Source organism: Priestia sp. SRI_019, from assembly GCF_057586255.1.
In genome coordinates, this window is record NZ_JBYCZN010000004.1 from 96,415 (window position 1) to 113,043 (window position 16,629).

Genomic DNA, 16,629 nt, shown 5'->3' on the forward strand with positions numbered 1-16,629 from the left:
ATATTATAGAAAAAGGGAGCGACTTTCTTGTCACATTCATGTTCTGAAAAAGCAAATGTTCTGTATGCTCTGCAAGAAGTTAATAAACAAATTAATCAAAAGTTTGAGCATTGTACCGGTGTTAGCCAATCACGTCTTGATATTTTACATCAGCTTTATGAAACAGGTGAAATGAGTCAAAAGGCGCTTCAACAGCAAGTAAACATTGACAATGCTGCAATTACAAGGCATTTAAAGCAGCTCGAAGAAAGAGATGTTGTATCACGCCGTAAAAACCCTGATGACAACCGCGTAACATTTGTAAAGCTTACGAAAAGCGGACATGAAAAAATCGGTGCATTTCGAAACGAAAAAGCTCGCTTTATTGATGAAGCATTTAAAGATTTCAGCGAAGAAGAACAGCTGCTGCTTTCCAAAATGCTCGAGCGTTTAAAAGTAAACATTTCGGCCATTGAACGGTCATAACATTTTTAACATAAAGGAGAGTTCATCATGACACAAACAAAAACACTAAACAATGATTTCCAAGATATTATTACAGGGCGCAGATCTATTCGTTATTACGATCCATCTGTCAAAATCAGCCGCGAAGAAATGAAAGAAATTTTAACAGAAGCGACGCTAGCTCCATCTTCTGTTAATGCACAGCCTTGGCGCTTTCTAGTAATTGATAGCCCTGAAGGAAAAGCAACATTAGCTCCGCTTGCTAAATTTAATCAGTCACAAGTAGAAACATCAGCAGCTGTTATTGCGATATTCGGCGATTTAAAAAGTGAAGAAAATTTAGATGAAATTTACGATAAAGCTGTTGAACTAGGCTATATGCCACAAGAAATTAGAGACATGCAAATCCCTAAAATCAAAGCGCACTACGCAGCTGCTTCTGAAGAATTAAATAAAGAAACAGTATTAATTGACGGCGGTTTAGTATCCATGCAGTTAATGCTTGCTGCACGTGCTCATGGTTATGATACAAACGCTATTGGCGGTTATGAAAAAGATCAAATTGCCGATGCATTCGGTTTAGACAAAGAGCGCTATGCACCGGTTATGTTACTTTCAATCGGCAAAGCAGCAAATAGCGGTTACCCGTCTGTACGTTTACCAATCGAAAAAGTAGCTCAATTTAGATAATAAAAAAAGGTGCTGTGTATTCAGCACCTTTTTTTATCCTCCACTAACGGGTGGAATAAATGCGACGGTATCTCCCGTTCCAATGGCTTCTTCATCTGTTACAAACTCTTCGTTGACTGCTGTCATCGTTTGCTCCAGAGAGGAAAGTTTATACGTTTTTTGTACATATTTCTTTAATTCCTTCACTGTTATATCTTGCTTATCAACTGTTACTTGTTCCACTCCAGCCTCTTCACGTATAGCAGCAAAAAATAAGACGTTAATCATTTTCACATCTCCTTCAATGGCTTTCCTTCAGGATATTCTTTCGTTTCTAACTGATCTCCAATCCATTTTGTTCCGTCTTCCCAAAATTCTTTTTTCCAAATTGGCACAATTTGCTTAATACGTTCAATAGCATACTCGTTTGCTTCATAAGCTGTTTTGCGATGCGGAGAAGAAACCGCAATAACTACTGCGACTTCTGTTATATCAAGCTTCCCGATTCGGTGAGTAATAGCTGTCAACGCATCGGGCCACTTTTCCTGAATTTCGTCACCAATTTGGCTAAGCATTTTCACTGCCATTGGCACATAGGCTTGATATTCAAGAGAGAGCGTCTTCTTGCCTTTTGTAAATTCTCTTACCGTTCCAATAAATGTCGTAATAGCTCCCGCGTCTCTTCTAGAAACTTTTTTAATTATTTCATCTACAGCAATTGGCTGATTTACTACTTCAAATAAGTGCTGGTTCATCTTCTTTCCCCCACTTCTTTCAATAAAAAATTAAGATAAAGTTCGTCTTCTTGTAAATGAAACATTGGATATGCTCGCTGCACTTCTTTTTTTAGCGGAACGTGACTAATCACACATATAATATTGGTTAGAGAGGAAAGCAGAACAAGATCTTCTTCACTTCGAATCAAGACTGCTTTTGGATAGGATTCTTTTTTATATCCTTCAATAAAAATGACATCTGGCGAGAAAAATTGATAAAAATCAATCAGCTTTTTTAGGCTCCAGTCTTTACTATCTGCCGTAAGCTGAAGGATTCCACCTCCCTCTACACCTGCCACATCGGCACCTGCTTGCTGGTGGCGATGACTGTCTTTTAGCTCACTGCTGCTATCTGGAGGTCCGCCGTGTCCATGGTGCTTAATAGAACCTACACATAGATTGAATTGTTTCGCTCTTTTAATGAGCTTTTCCACTAAAGTAGTTTTTCCGCTGTTTTGAAATCCAACTACTTGTAAAACGGTACAACAAGCTACCAAGGCCATTCACTTCCCCGCACGTCATCTAGCAATAAGACGTCAACCAGCATTCCTTCTTTGTATCCTCTCGTCCCTCCAGGAAATATAATTAATGTATCCGCATGAGCTAAAGAAGAAACAGCACTAGATTTTGTAAAGCTTAATGGAGAAGCAATCAGCTGTCCTCCCCTGTATGAAAGCCTGCCAGATACAAATCGCATAAAAGGATTTGGCTTTAAGAAGTCCTTTCCTAACAAAGCTTTTTCTTTCCGAAGATGAGGGGCGCTTTTACCCGCATATGTACTGATTACCGGACGAGCCAGAAGTTCAAAACCGACATAGCACGCTGTAGGATTTCCCGATAAGCCAAATAAAAGCTTTTCTCCCATACGAGCAACCGTTGTTACACTGCCTGGCCTCATCGCAATTTTATTAAAGAGAACTTCGGCTTGTAATTGCTTATAAACATCTGGTAGATAATCATAGTCTCCTACTGAAACGCCGCCCGTCGTAATCAGCATGTCCACTTCTGATAGTGCAGATTTTACCGCATTGTAGCACTCACTTAAATCATCGGGCATGATACCAAAATAGTTCACTTCGCCTCCAGCTTTTTCAATTTGCGCACGAAGCATATGAGCATTGCTATTACGAATTTTGCCTCGTTCAACAGGATCACTCACTTCCACTAGTTCACTTCCAGTTGCAAGTAATCCAACTACAGGCTTTTTGAAGACAGCTACGTTATCATAGCCAAATGTGGCTAAAAGAGCAGCTACTCCCGGAGTGATATACGTTCCTTTTGAAGCTAACACAGTGCCTTTTGTTGTTTCTTCTCCTTGAAAAGAAACGTTATCTCCTCCGTTAAACGAACGCTTGATTTGAACGATCGGCTGATTGTCTTTCGTATATTCTTTTGTTACTTCAAGCATCGCAACCGCATCGCAGCCTTTGGGAATAGGAGCTCCTGTCATAATACGCACAGCCTGCATCGCCCTGACTGTATGTTCAAAAACAGAACCCGCTCCTATTTCTCCTCGAACAGCCAGTTCTACTGGATGAAGTGATGATGCTTCTTTCGTATCTTGCGACCGAACGGCAAAACCATCATATGGTGAACGATCAAAAGCAGGAATATCATGATCTGCTATTAAATCTTCAGCTAAAAATCTGCCGTGAGCTTCTTCAAGCGCAATGATTTCTTGCTTTCTGTTTTTTGCATACTGCATCACTCGTCCAACGCATTCTCCGACAGGGATAGGAGTTCGCTTTTCTCTCATTCTTTTCACTCCTTTACTCATCCTAGTAAACGATAATATAAGCTTTTCGCAAATTGAATATCATTCGTTCCATGAATAAATACACGGCCATCTTGAAAAATTACAAAGCGCTGCTCTGGAAGCTGACATGAGAGAAGGTATGGATTGCGGTCCACTTTCCCCTGTTTTTTTAACCGGTTTTCCAATTCATCGAAGTTGTACAAATGACGCTGCGAAGGTCTGATTTGAACCGTCTCTCTGCCGCACAGAACTTCTGTTTTAAGCTGATTTTCATACGCTAGGTACGGATATGTTCGAGTCGATCCGCAAGAAGAACATTTATCACTTTTCATTTTGCCCGTCTTAAATTCAGCATGCTGATTATTCCAGACGTCAAAGGTTAGAAATGTGTGGCGCAAAGCTTCAACATCTTCGACTAAAATTTTTAATGCTTCGGTTATTTGATAGGCTGCCACGATTTGAACAGCGGGACTGATAATTCCTGCTGTCTCACAGGTTGCTCCTCCGACAGGCACTTTTTTTAATATGCAGTGCAGACAAGGGGTTACATTGGGGATAACGGTATAAGTGGCGCCATAACTCCCTACACATGAGCCGTATATCCAAGGAACTTCATGCTTATGTGACAAATCATTTAAAATAAAACGGATGTCGAAGTTGTCTGTCGCATCGATAATCACATCAGCTGTTTGGACGATATTTTCTAAATTAGCAGGCTGAGCATCCATCACCAGCGCTTCAATCTTTACTTCCGTGTTTATTTGACGCAAACGATTTTTTGCTGCTACAGCTTTAGGTAGTTTGTTTTGCGCATCTTGTTCTGTATAAAGCTGCTGACGCTGTAGATTACTCCATTCCACATAATCACGATCTACAAGAGTCAATTTTCCAATTCCAGCACGCACGAGGGCTTCGGCGCTAGCGCTGCCTAGAGCCCCTGCACCTACAACTAAAACATGCTTATTTCTAATTTGCTGCTGCCCTTTGTTTCCAACGGGCTGGAAAAGCTGCTGACGTGAATAACGTTCTGTCACTCTTTTCTCTCCCTTTCTCATTCAATCTCTGACTTCACTGTCTATTCCTTCGTCAAAGATATTTCTTTAAAAACATGCTATTATACACATAAAGCTACGCTGCTTCACGGAGGCTTTTTTGCATAAATATACAAATATATTTTGATGGAGGTATTTAATAAATGTCCATTGCCGGCATTGTATTAGCAGGAGGAAAATCTTCTCGCTACGGTCAACCAAAAATGTTTGAAACCTATAACAAGAAATCATTTTACGAATATAGTATAGATGCATTAAAAGACAATCACGTCACACCTATACTGGTGTCTACCAACCAAGATTTACTCCCTTATTTTCAAAGAAAGGATGTGGCATTTGCAGTTGAAAAATGCCCGTATCAAGGACCTTTATATGCAATTCATCACGCTTTAACTGCCATCGATTGCTGCGCTGAATGGTTCTTTATTCTTTCTTGCGATATTCCTTTTATTAATGCTGAGTTTGTTCATCACATGATCACACTGACTCAAACGGACTCACCTGACATTGTTCTTCCTGTTCAGCCTGATCACATTCACCCGCTTCTAGCAATCTATCACCGTAGAACGCTTCCTCTTATTGAACAACTCGTTACACAAGGTGAAAGAAGGCTTACGCAATTATTGAATCAGACAAACGTCCTTCGCGTGCCTTTTTCAGCAGAAGATCCCACTTTTATAAATGTGAATCATCGCAGTGATTGGCACGTATAAAGCTTTTTTGAATTATCCACCAATATGGGACATTTCCACTTTTTCAGCGCCTTGGACCTGTCTTCCGTTAGCTCGTTCGGCTGAGTAACGATCTTTCCGATGATTCCAGATATCAGAAATCGTGTCACAAACAGTATGATCAGATGCTTCTGATCGTATCAGTTTGCGGAGGTCATATCCTTTTGACGCGAACAAACAGGTATAGAGCTTTCCTTCAGCCGATACTCTTGCGCGTGAACAAGTGGAACAGAATGAATCTGTGACAGATGAAATGATACCAATTTCCTCTTCTGTCCCGACGTATCGATACCTGGTGGCTACTTCCCCCGTATAATGAGGTGGAATTTCTTCAAGAGGCATTTCTTGTCCAATTATATCCAGAATTTGTTTCTTTGTTATAACCTCATCCATTTTCCATCCGTTTGCATTTCCAACATCCATATATTCAATAAAACGCAGCGTATGTTTTTTGTCTTTAAAATATTGGGCCATCGGAAGAATATCTTGCTCATTCTTACCTTTTTGAACAACCATGTTTATTTTGACTGAAATCCCCACAAGAGCTGCTGCTTCTATTCCTTCTAATACTCGTTTTACGCTTCCTCGGTTTCCATTCAGCTCTTGAAATCTCACTTCATCAAGTGAGTCTAAGCTAACGGTCACTCTTGATAATCCCGCTTTTGATAAGGCTTCTGCATGCTTCTTTAACAGTGAGCCGTTTGTTGTTATCGCAATATCATCTATACCCTCAATTTGCTTCAGACGATTGATTAGATCTGGCAAGCCTTTTCTTAGCAGCGGCTCTCCTCCCGTTATACGCACTTTTTTTACTCCTAGCGATGCGAATAATCTAGTGAGTCTCTCTAATTCATCAAACGAAAGAATGTTTTCGGCAGGTAAAAATGGATAGTCTGCCCCAAAAATTTCTTCAGGCATACAATATCGACAGCGAAAGTTACAGCGATCTGTTACTGACAAACGCAAGTCTCGTAAAGGACGCTTTAAAGTATCAACTATAGCGTATGACATCTGCCTCATCTCTCCTCTCTCTAGCTGTCAGCTTCTCCACAGCAGATTAACTCTCTTTTAAAATTCTTTCCGGGCATGTATAAATATTCAACGAATCATTTCGAATAAACCCTACCGTTGTAATTCCCAATTCTTCTGCTAGATTTAAAGCAAGTTCAGTCGGAGCAGATTTTGAAAGAACCACTTCACACCCGATCTTCGCTACTTTCAACAAAATTTCTGACGAAATACGGCCGCTGAAAACGACTACTTTATCTCTAATTGAAATATGGTGTTTTAAGCAATACCCGTATAGTTTATCTAGAGCATTATGCCTGCCAATATCCATTCTGCTAAGCATAAAGCCATTTTTATCACAAATAGCAGCGTTATGAACGCCACCCGTTTCTTGAAACGTAGCAGCAGATTGCTGCAGCTTATTCATCAATTGAAAACAATCCTTAATTGAAAGTTCTACCGATATATCATTCATTTTTTTAGCAGTCAGCGCATCATTTATAAAGACAAACCCTTGTCTGCTCGCCCCGCAGCAAGACGTGATATATCGTTTATTTTGAAGGTTTTGAAAATACGGGTTTAATTTATCTATTGTAACATGAACATACCCTTCTTTTTCTTGAACCCATATGTTTTTAATGTCTTTATATGCTCGAATAACCCCTTCAGATGCTAAATAGCCAATGACCATATCTTCAATGTATTGTGGGCTACATACCATCGTGACAAACTCTTCCTCATTAATTTTCACAGTCACAGGAAACTCCGTTACGATTTTATCTTCTACGCTTTCCATTTGACCATTTTTAAATCTAAGAACTGTACGCTTCTTAACGGTCGAGTTCATGTGATGTCTCCTTTTTCAAATAATGTTTTTATCAAAAACGAATACGGAAACCGCTATATTTTCTTTTATTTTCATATCTGAAAATAAATTAACCAACTTTGCTCCTACCAATTCTTCTAGCCCTTCCGGCGGATTCGATGCATATACATCTTGGATCATTTTTGTTCGAGCTAGATGAACCATGTCACATCCTTCAGCAGTGCTTGCAATAAATGTTTCTGTCGGAGTTAAATTTCCATACAGTGTTGAGACAGCCATATTTTCAACAAAAACCGTATGTATTCTTTCCGGTCCTTTTCCAAATAAATCTTTTCGAAGCTTCCGAATAATATCATTAAATTCATGAATAGTTTTTGACATAATCAACGCTCTCCCACCGATTAAAATTAAATTGTGCATTTTATTCCTACAGTTTTTTTATCATAAATCAACACTTCAAAAAATAAAAGCCTAAAATCTTTGCAGCAAAACTTTTGAAGAGAGTTGGGTATTTAAAAAAGTTGTGCATTTAAAAACGTAGCGATATAATTATAAATAACCGAGATGGAATAATAATAATGAATTGTTATTACTCTATCACTTTTTCTTAACGATATAAATGGGCCGGATTGGCATATTAGTAAGACCTGCTAGTAAACTATTCCACCATGATTGCACTTCCCTTATTTGATTAGGCGTGTGTATTCATGGTGGTTTTTTGTTTTTATATAAAGGAGGAAAACAAATGAGTCGTGAAACCATCACTGTTCATATAAATGGCAACGAATACAAGGCAGCTTCAGGCTCTACTATACTCGAAATTATTAATCAGCAAAGTATTGAGCACCCTCAGATTTGCTATGTGCCTGAAGTGGATCCTATTCAAACTTGTGACACATGTATTGTTGAAATGAATGGCGAGTTAGTTCGTTCTTGTTCTACCAAAGCTGAAAACGGCATGAAGATTGAATTACAATCAGCACCCGCAAAAGCGGCACAGACGGAAGCAATGGATCGTTTATTAGAGAATCATTTGCTATACTGCACCGTTTGCGATAATAACAATGGAAACTGTAAATTACATAACACAGCCGAAATGATGGAGATTGAACATCAAAAATACCCCTATACGCCAAAGGCCTCAGAGAATGAAGTCGATATGTCTCATCCCTTCTACCGTTATGACCCTAATCAATGCATTGCTTGTGGACAATGCGTAGAGGTTTGTCAAAATCTTCAAGTTAATGAAACACTCTCTATCGACTGGGAAGCGAAACGCCCCCGCGTTCTCTGGGATGACGGTGTAGCAATCAATGAATCTTCTTGTGTGAGCTGCGGTCAATGTGTAACAGTATGCCCTTGTAATGCATTAATGGAAAAATCCATGCTTGGAGAAGCTGGATTTATGACTGGACTTCCAAAAGACGTTTTAAATCCAATGATTGATTTAGTTAAAGAAGTAGAACCTGGATACAGCGGAATTTTTGCTGTTTCAGAAGTAGAAGCAGCTATGCGCGAAACACGCACAAAAAAAACAAAAACTGTCTGTACATTTTGTGGAGTGGGATGTTCATTTGAAGTTTGGACAAAAGGTCGTGAAATCCTTAAAGTTCAGCCTAGCTCTGATGCTCCCGCAAATGCTATTTCAACCTGTGTGAAAGGAAAATTCGGCTGGGATTTTGTAAACTCTGAAAAACGTATTACTAAGCCTTTAATCCGAAAAAATGGCGCATTTGTAGAGTCGTCATGGGAAGAAGCCCTCGACTTAGTAGCAAGCAGGTTAAGCTCTATCAATCAGCAGTATGGACATGGATCAGTTGGTTTTATCTCTTCTTCCAAGATTACAAACGAAGAAAACTATGTTATTCAAAAGCTGGCTCGCCAAATGTTTGAAACAAATGACGTAGACAACTGCTCTCGCTACTGTCAGTCTCCTGCAACTGATGGATTATTCCGAACAGTGGGAATGGGAGGCGATGCCGGCACGATAAAAGACATCGCAAAAGCTGGACTGGTTATCATCGTTGGAGCTAACCCTGCTGAAGGTCACCCTGTATTAGCAACTCGTATCAAACGCGCGCACAAACTTCATGACCAAAAACTAATCGTCGCGGATTTGCGCAAAAACGAAATGGCTGAACGCTCTGACATTTTTATCAGTCCAAAGCAAGGTACGGACCAAGTATGGCTAATGGCTGTAACAAAATACATGATTGACCAAGGATGGCACAATGAAAAATTCATCCAAGAAAACGTCAACTATTTTGAAGACTTTAACTCTTTGCTTGAAAAGTACACGCTTGAATATGCTGAACAAATCACGGGTATTCCAGCAGCAACGCTCATTCAAATAGCTGAAATGATTCGAGACGCCGATGGAACCTGTGTGCTGTGGGGCATGGGCGTAACGCAAAATACGGGAGGCTCTGATACATCAGCAGCTATCTCAAACCTGTTGCTTGCTACTGGAAACTATCGACGCCCTGGAGCAGGTGCTTATCCGCTCCGAGGCCACAATAACGTCCAAGGAGCATGTGATATGGGGACTCTTCCTGCTTGGCTTCCAGGCTATCAGCACGTCACAGACTCAGTCGCCCGAGCGAAATTTGAAAAAGCATACGGTGTAAAAATTAAAGACAAGCCAGGGCTTGATAATATTCAAATGCTGCATTCAATTGATGAAGGAAAAATGAAGGCCATGTACCTTGTCGGAGAAGATATGGCTCTTGTTGATTCAAATGCTAACCACGTACACGAAATATTATCAAATTTAGATTTTTTTGTCGTCCAAGACATTTTCCTTTCGAGAACGGCTCAATATGCTGATGTTGTACTCCCTGCTGTTCCTTCTCTTGAAAAAGACGGAACGTTTACCAATACGGAGCGACGTGTCCAAAGATTGTATCAAGCATTACCAACGCTCGGTGACTCAAAGCCTGATTGGTGGATTGTTCAAGAGATTGCCAACCGCTTAGGCGCGAACTGGACGTATACACATCCTGGTGATATCTTTGCAGAAATGGCTAGTCTATCACCCCTATTCAGCCAAGCCAGCTACGAAAACCTTGAAGGCTGGAATAGCTTCTTATGGGGGAGCTTAGAGGGAAAAAGCACGCCGTTACTTTACGTCGATGGATTTAATTTCCCAGATAAAAAAGCGCGCTTTGCTTTATCACATTGGGTACTTCCTGCCGAATTCCCAGAAGAATATGATCTACACATTAATAATGGAAGAATGTTAGAACATTTTCACGAAGGGAATATGACTAATAAATCGAGCGGCATCCAATCAAAAGTACCAGAAGTATTTGTAGAAATTTCACCTCAGCTTGCCAAGGAGCGTGAAATTAAAGAAGGTTCGCTTGTCAGATTAATCTCACCGTTTGGAGCAGTAAAAGTACAGGCATTAATTACAGAGCGAGTAAAAGCAAATGAACTGTATCTTCCAATGCACTCTGTTCATAAAGATTCGGCTATTAACTTCTTGACGGGACCTGCAGTCGACCAACGAACAAATACGCCGGCTTACAAACAAACAAAAGTACGGATGGAAGTATTAAGTAAAGGTGGCGAAACGCCTTTACCGTCTACAAATCCGCGTAATAAAAAACGTCATCCTCAAAATGGGGTCGAGGTTCAGCGTAAATGGAACCGTCCTGGCTACGTCCATTTAACAAGTAAATAGGAGGAGAAAAGATGGCACAACCTATTACAGAAATTAAGAAACCTCTTCTAAGCGAGGAAGAAGAAAAACAACAAAAATTAGAAGATTTAACTTCTCTGCTGGCAGATAATGAAGAAGCGTTGAACCGTATTCTCGGTATTGTTGGCGAACTTAACGACATGGGTGTTCTTGAAGCTGCTGATTCAATGATTCAAGCAAAAGAAAAAATCTCAAAAATTGCGCTTGATCAAATTTCCAGAGAACCGGTAACCAATTTAATTAATACTCTTATGGGTGCAAGCAGCGGTTTGATGAAGGCAGATCCAGAGGTAACCGCTAAACTTGTAAATAGCGCAACGGCTGGTATGAACGAAGCGAATGAATATGTAAAAACAGGAAAAAAAATAAGTGCATTAGCTCTTATAAAAGCGCTAAACGATCCAGATGTCAATCGTGCAATTGGATTTGGGCTTCACTTTTTAAAAGGAATGGGCAAAGCGTTGGAAGAATAAATGAAGCAGCGACTTGAAAGTTTTCCCCTTTCAAGTCGCTGTTTTCTTTTTAGGAAGTCAAATTTTAAATGAACGTGATATAGTTATACTAAATTGCTTTACTACAACTAATTGAGGTGACACGATGCAACAATACTTTAAACCTTTATTCGCACTATTATTTTTAATTATGTTTACTGCTGCTTGTTCGAACGAAACAAATACAGATCAATCCGCAGCTCAGCACAAAAACATCAGCTTAACGATATCCGCTGCGGCCAGCTTAAAAGATGCGCTCACTGATATTCAAAAGCAATATGAAAAAAAGCATCCAAATATAGACTTAAAATTTAATTTTGGAGCTTCAGGGTCGCTGCAGCAGCAAATTACAAACGGCGCACCTGTTGATTTATTTTTTTCAGCCGCGGAAGACAAGTTTGATGCACTAGTAAAAGCAGGAGCTATCTCCAAGAAAAATGGTACTGACTTGGTTGGCAATGACCTTGTGCTTATCGTGCCAAAGAATAATACGTCTGCTATCACAAATTTTGAAGATCTATCAAAGCCGACTGTTCAAAAAATTGCACTTGGAATACCAGAATCCGTTCCTGCCGGACAGTATGCGAAAGAGACTTTTGAGCACATGAACCTCTGGAAAAACATTGAGCCAAAAACCGTCTATGCGAAAGACGTACGCCAGGTACTTTCCTATGTGGAGACAGGAAACGTTGAAGCTGGGGTGGTTTATAAAACCGATGCCTTGATTTCAAAAAAGGTGAAGATTGTCGCTACTGCAGAGAATAGCACTCACAAACCAATTGTATATCCTTTAGGCGTTATTAAGGATTCGAAACATCCACAAGAAGCAAAAGCTTTTTATCAATTTTTACAAAGTAAGACGGCTCTTGACACTTTAAAGAAATACGGTTTCACTGCAAATTGAGGCCGCTATGATTCAAGAATTTTTATCTCCTCTTCAGCTATCGCTTAAAATTGCATTAGTAGCAGGATTTGTCGTTATTATTTTAGGCACTGTTATAGGAAAACTGTTATCCAGGAAACACTTTAAGGGAAAAGTGATGATTGAAACGGCGTTAATGCTCCCGTTGGTGCTCCCTCCGTCCGTTGTTGGATTTTTATTGATTGTCATATTCGGGAAACAGAGCCTGCTCGGCCGGGCAATTGAATGGGTCTTTCAACAACCTGTTATTTTCACATGGTGGGCGGCTGTTATTGCATCCGTTGTCGTTGCGTTTCCGCTTATGTATCAATCTGCCAAAACAGGCTTTCAAGGCGTAGATTACGAAATTGAAGACGCAGCTCGAGTAGATGGTGCAAGCGAATGGACAGTCTTTTTCTTTATTTCCATCCCTTTAGCTTCTAAAGCCATCGTAACAGGAGGAGTGCTAAGTCTGGCAAGAGCACTCGGAGAGTTTGGAGCCACTTTGATGTTTGCTGGTAATATTCCAGGTGAAACACAAACTGTTCCTACCGCTATCTACGTAGCGATTGACTCTGGAAACATGAATCTCGCTTGGCTATGGGTTATTTCAATCGTCTTTCTTTCCTTTCTTATGCTGCTTTTTGTTCAGCTTAAACAAAAGTAAAAGGATGTCTCTTTGTGTAAGAGACATCCTTTTTACATACATCATAAATTAAAAAGGAGCTAATCAAATGCAGAACATACATTTGATTAACTCCTGTTATAAGTAAGGTAAACCACCATACAATATGTATTGGTGGAGACGGTGGGAGTCGAACCCACGTCCAGAAATATCGCCACTTAAGCGTCTACGAGTGTAGTTGGCATATTAATCATTCGCGAGCTGTTCTGCCTACCAACAGGCGTCCCAGTCGCTAGTCTGATTATTCTCTTCCTTCGTCCTCAGACGGCGAACTCCGGCGTAGCCCACTTAAAGTGAGTCCCTTACCCTACCACATGGGCGATGGAGGGAGGAACCGCTAAGCTACTATTATGCAGCTAAAGCGAAGTTATTGTTAGATTTGCCAGTTATTATTGGCGTTGATGTTTTAACGAGGCCATCTCCTCGACTCGCAACCTAAGCTCGAACTACCCCTGTCGAATCCGTAACGTCCCCATATAAAAGGGAGTCGGAATGTGTAAGAAAAAATCTTACATCAGATAGCGACTTCAGTGTGCAAAATGAAATCTAACTGATAACAATACTTATTATATCACAAAATGAGCATTTTGCAATTGTAAGATTTTGTAATGTTACATCTTTTGACGATCACGAAATGCTCGTTCGATATCGCGCTTCGCTTCTTTTCGCTTCAAGTCTTCACGCTTGTCATATTTCTTTTTACCCTTACCAAGCCCTAGTAAAACCTTTGCGTATCCATTTTTTAAATACACTTTTAAAGGAACTAATGAATAACCCGTTTCTTTTGAATAGCCAATTAGCTTGCTGATTTCACGCTTATGCAGCAATAACTTTCGTGTACGCAACGGCTCATGATTGTATCGATTTCCTTGTTCGTAAGGACTAACGTGCATATTGTGTAGAAATACTTCTCCGTTTTGCACACGAGCAAAAGAGTCCTTTAAATTTACACGCCCATTACGAATTGATTTTATTTCCGTTCCTTGTAGAACAATACCCGTCTCATATGTTTCTTCAATAAAAAAGTCGTGGCGGGCTTTTTTGTTTTGTGCAATTAATTTCCCTTCACCTTTTGGCATAAAACGTTCCTTCCCTTCAGCCGTACTTACGTATATGTATGATATTATGTATCATTTTACTGTATGGAAATCTAAACAACAACTAAAACGTTTAATGGAGCTGTTTTGAAGCAGAAGGAATACCCTTCTGCTTCACTGCTGTCGATTTCGATTATTTGCGCTTTTTCTTTTTGCGCTTAACGTTTGGGGCACCCTCGAAGAATCTCTTTTTCTTTTTCTTCTTTGGCTTTTGAGTAGACCACTCTTCATTTTTGCTTCGGCTGCCCTCGCGACCTTTTCCTTTATCATCTTTGCGTGACTTTTGTTTTGCTTTAATCACTTTAGGACGGTCTTTAGATAAGCGTTTGCGACTTTCTTTCATTCCTACAATAATAAAATCAACTGAACGCTCGTCTTTATTCACATCGGCAACTTTCACTTCAATTTCGTCTCCAATTCGGAAGACATTACCCGTTTTCTCTCCAATCATCGCATAGTGACGCTCGTCGTAACGATAATAGTCATCTGTTAAGTCACTGACGTGAACTAAACCTTCAATCGTATTTTCTAGCTCCACGAACATTCCGAAGTTAGTAACAGAGCTAATAATACCATTAAATACTTCCCCAACTTTATCAGCCATAAACTCAGCTTTTTTCATATCGTCCGTTTCTCGCTCAGCGTCAACTGAACGACGTTCCATATTAGAAGAATGCTCAGCAACATCAGGCAGAAGCTCGCGCCATTTTTCTTGCGTTTGCTGATCTGTTTTTCCTTCAATTAAATACGTGCGAATGAGACGATGAACGATTAAATCCGGATAACGACGGATTGGAGACGTAAAATGCGTATAGAACTCAGCTGATAAACCAAAGTGGCCTAAACTTTCTGCTTCATATTTCGCTTGTTTCATCGAACGAAGCATAACAGTTGAAATAACCATCTCTTCAGGCGTACCTTTTACTTCTTCTAAAATATCCTGTAGCGCACGCGGATGAATATCGTTTCCTGTTCCTTTCACCGTGTAACCAAAGTTTGTAATGAACTCTAAGAAACGAGTAAGCTTCTCTGCATCTGGATCTTCATGAATACGATAAATGAACGGTACGTTCATCCAGTGAAAATGTTCTGCTACTGTTTCATTCGCCGCTAGCATAAATTCTTCGATTAGCTTTTCAGCAACCGAACGTTCACGCAAAATAACATCGTGGGGATGGCCATCATCGTCTACTAATACTTTTGCTTCTTTGAAATCAAAATCAATGGCACCGCGATCCATTCTTTTTTTACGAAGAATAGCTGCCAGCTTTTCCATACGCTCAAACATCGGAACGATTGGCTCGTAGCGTTCTAACACTTCTTCGTCTTTATCCACTAAGATTTTGTTAACGTCTGAATACGTCATTCGTTCTGTCGTTTTGATGACACTTTCAAAAATCTCATGTTTTACTACTTCACCCTGTGGATCGATTTCCATCTCACAAGAAAGCGTAAAACGGTTAACTTTTGGATTTAATGAGCAAATTCCATTAGATAAACGGTGAGGAATCATCGGAATAACTCGGTCTACTAAATAGACGCTTGTTCCGCGCTCTGCTGCTTCTACATCAATCGGAGAACCTTCTTTAACGTAGTGACTTACATCTGCAATATGGACGCCTAATTTGTAGTTTCCATTTTCAAGCTCTGTAACCGTTACGGCGTCATCCAAATCTTTTGCATCTGCTCCGTCAATGGTTACAATAACTTGATCACGAAGATCGCGGCGGTTGCCGATATCTTTTTCGTCAATCGTTTCAGGTGTATCAATTGCTTGTGTTAAAGCATCAGCAGGAAATTCTTGAGGAAGACCGTGCTTATGGATAACAGAAATGATATCAATACCCGGATCGTTTTTATGTCCAAGAATTTGAACCACTTTTCCTTCTGCGTTCATGCGGCCTTCCGGATAGGTTGTCAGTTCTACTACTACTTTATGGCCTTCAACTGCACCGTTTCTTGCTGCTTTGGGAATAAAGATATCACCTGCAATTTTTTTGTCATCCGCAATCACAAAGCCAAAATTTTTGCTTTGCGTATACGTACCTACAATTTGCTGGGTACCTCGTTCTAAGATTTTTACAATGGTTCCTTCACGACGAGCACCTGATGATTCTGATGACACTCTTGCAAGCACAATATCTCCGTGCATAGCATTGTTTGTTTCAGTAGGGGGAATAAATACATCACCCGCATCTTTTTCTTCAGGAACTACGAACGCAAACCCTTTTGCATGTCCGCTTACTTTCCCTTTGACAAAATTCATTTGTTCCGGCAGCCCGTAGCGATCGTTTCTTGCTCGGATAATTAAACCCTTCTCTTCCATAATAACAAGTGCCTTCACAAACTCTTTGAATGACTCTGCATCCTCAGTATTAAATTCTTTTGCAAGCTCTTGGACAGTCAAAGGTTTGTAATTATCCCTTTTCATAAAATCCAATATTTCATTTATATAGGGCTGATTTTCTTCTTTCACATCATGTCCCTCCT

Annotated in this window: 17 protein-coding genes and 1 other RNA gene; 7 read left to right on the top strand and 11 right to left on the bottom strand. The window is 40.0% G+C overall.

The window, feature by feature from the left end; translation table 11 throughout:
- Window positions 1-27: 27 nt before the first annotated feature.
- A complete protein-coding gene (locus AC2YJL_RS21405) occupies window positions 28-465 on the top strand; it encodes a MarR family winged helix-turn-helix transcriptional regulator (RefSeq protein ID WP_013085370.1) in 438 nt (145 codons plus the stop codon).
- A gap of 27 nt (window positions 466-492) precedes the next feature.
- The gene (locus AC2YJL_RS21410; protein ID WP_251568966.1) at window positions 493-1,134 is read left to right on the top strand and encodes a nitroreductase family protein; all 642 of its coding nucleotides are present in this window, start codon (window positions 493-495) and stop codon (window positions 1,132-1,134) included.
- Window positions 1,135-1,167: 33 nt separating this feature from the next.
- On the opposite strand, the gene moaD is transcribed toward AC2YJL_RS21410, so the two are convergent.
- Genes moaD through AC2YJL_RS21435 form a run of 5 tightly spaced genes read right to left on the bottom strand, consistent with a single transcriptional unit; the run spans window position 1,168 to window position 4,679 of the window.
- Window positions 1,168-1,401: a molybdopterin converting factor subunit 1 gene (moaD, locus tag AC2YJL_RS21415; RefSeq protein ID WP_369361646.1), complete on the bottom strand. Its 234-nt coding sequence runs from the start codon at window positions 1,399-1,401 to the stop codon at window positions 1,168-1,170.
- Between the two features lie 2 nt (window positions 1,402-1,403).
- Window positions 1,404-1,868, bottom strand: a complete 465-nt coding sequence (locus AC2YJL_RS21420) for a molybdenum cofactor biosynthesis protein MoaE (RefSeq protein ID WP_025752620.1) — start codon at window positions 1,866-1,868, stop codon at window positions 1,404-1,406.
- Window positions 1,865-2,392 (bottom strand): molybdopterin-guanine dinucleotide biosynthesis protein B, encoded by a 528-nt coding sequence (mobB, locus tag AC2YJL_RS21425; RefSeq protein ID WP_025752618.1) that lies wholly within the window; start codon window positions 2,390-2,392, stop codon window positions 1,865-1,867. The genes AC2YJL_RS21420 and mobB overlap by 4 nt, the downstream gene beginning before the upstream one ends.
- Window positions 2,380-3,645 (bottom strand): molybdopterin molybdotransferase MoeA, encoded by a 1,266-nt coding sequence (locus tag AC2YJL_RS21430; protein WP_369361647.1) that lies wholly within the window; start codon window positions 3,643-3,645, stop codon window positions 2,380-2,382. The genes mobB and AC2YJL_RS21430 overlap by 13 nt, the downstream gene beginning before the upstream one ends.
- Window positions 3,646-3,662: 17 nt before the next feature.
- The gene (locus AC2YJL_RS21435) at window positions 3,663-4,679 is read right to left on the bottom strand and encodes a molybdopterin-synthase adenylyltransferase MoeB (RefSeq protein ID WP_195695736.1); all 1,017 of its coding nucleotides are present in this window, start codon (window positions 4,677-4,679) and stop codon (window positions 3,663-3,665) included.
- 161 nt (window positions 4,680-4,840) lie between these two features.
- Between AC2YJL_RS21435 and mobA the strand changes: the two genes are divergently transcribed.
- Window positions 4,841-5,410 carry a molybdenum cofactor guanylyltransferase gene (gene mobA / locus AC2YJL_RS21440; RefSeq protein WP_230933776.1) on the top strand — a complete coding sequence of 190 codons (570 nt, stop codon included), beginning with the start codon at window positions 4,841-4,843 and terminating at the stop codon, window positions 5,408-5,410.
- A 12-nt stretch (window positions 5,411-5,422) separates the two neighbouring features.
- Here the strand turns inward: mobA and moaA are convergent, their stop codons facing one another.
- From moaA to AC2YJL_RS21455, 3 genes are all read right to left on the bottom strand, one after another.
- Window positions 5,423-6,439 (bottom strand): GTP 3',8-cyclase MoaA, encoded by a 1,017-nt coding sequence (gene moaA, locus AC2YJL_RS21445; RefSeq protein WP_230933777.1) that lies wholly within the window; start codon window positions 6,437-6,439, stop codon window positions 5,423-5,425.
- A gap of 46 nt (window positions 6,440-6,485) precedes the next feature.
- Window positions 6,486-7,232: a formate dehydrogenase accessory sulfurtransferase FdhD gene (fdhD, locus tag AC2YJL_RS21450; protein ID WP_372586393.1), complete on the bottom strand. Its 747-nt coding sequence runs from the start codon at window positions 7,230-7,232 to the stop codon at window positions 6,486-6,488.
- A gap of 66 nt (window positions 7,233-7,298) precedes the next feature.
- Window positions 7,299-7,643, bottom strand: coding sequence for a Na-translocating system protein MpsC family protein (locus AC2YJL_RS21455; RefSeq protein WP_013085380.1), 345 nt, complete (start codon window positions 7,641-7,643; stop codon window positions 7,299-7,301).
- Window positions 7,644-8,007: 364 nt separating this feature from the next.
- Between AC2YJL_RS21455 and fdhF the strand changes: the two genes are divergently transcribed.
- The 4 genes from fdhF (at window position 8,008) to modB (ending at window position 13,024) form a co-directional block, all read left to right on the top strand.
- The gene (gene fdhF, locus AC2YJL_RS21460) at window positions 8,008-10,947 is read left to right on the top strand and encodes a formate dehydrogenase subunit alpha (RefSeq protein WP_230933778.1); all 2,940 of its coding nucleotides are present in this window, start codon (window positions 8,008-8,010) and stop codon (window positions 10,945-10,947) included.
- An 11-nt stretch (window positions 10,948-10,958) separates the two neighbouring features.
- Window positions 10,959-11,438, top strand: a complete 480-nt coding sequence (locus tag AC2YJL_RS21465) for a helical membrane plugin domain-containing protein (RefSeq protein WP_369361648.1) — start codon at window positions 10,959-10,961, stop codon at window positions 11,436-11,438.
- Window positions 11,439-11,562: 124 nt separating this feature from the next.
- Complete coding sequence (gene modA / locus AC2YJL_RS21470) at window positions 11,563-12,360, top strand: molybdate ABC transporter substrate-binding protein (RefSeq protein WP_230933780.1); 798 nt, start codon at window positions 11,563-11,565, stop codon at window positions 12,358-12,360.
- Between the two features lie 7 nt (window positions 12,361-12,367).
- On the top strand, window positions 12,368-13,024 hold the full coding sequence (gene modB, locus AC2YJL_RS21475) for a molybdate ABC transporter permease subunit (RefSeq protein WP_195695731.1): 657 nt from the start codon (window positions 12,368-12,370) through the stop codon (window positions 13,022-13,024).
- A 130-nt stretch (window positions 13,025-13,154) separates the two neighbouring features.
- Here the strand turns inward: modB and ssrA are convergent.
- The 3 genes from ssrA to rnr all read right to left on the bottom strand — a co-directional run bounded on the left by ssrA (window position 13,155) and on the right by rnr (window position 16,615).
- Window positions 13,155-13,516, bottom strand: a transfer-messenger RNA (tmRNA) gene (gene ssrA, locus AC2YJL_RS21480).
- Between the two features lie 137 nt (window positions 13,517-13,653).
- Complete coding sequence (smpB, locus tag AC2YJL_RS21485; RefSeq protein ID WP_013059694.1) at window positions 13,654-14,121, bottom strand: SsrA-binding protein SmpB; 468 nt, start codon at window positions 14,119-14,121, stop codon at window positions 13,654-13,656.
- Between the two features lie 151 nt (window positions 14,122-14,272).
- Window positions 14,273-16,615: a ribonuclease R gene (gene rnr / locus AC2YJL_RS21490; protein ID WP_013059695.1), complete on the bottom strand. Its 2,343-nt coding sequence runs from the start codon at window positions 16,613-16,615 to the stop codon at window positions 14,273-14,275.
- Window positions 16,616-16,629: the final 14 nt, after the last annotated feature.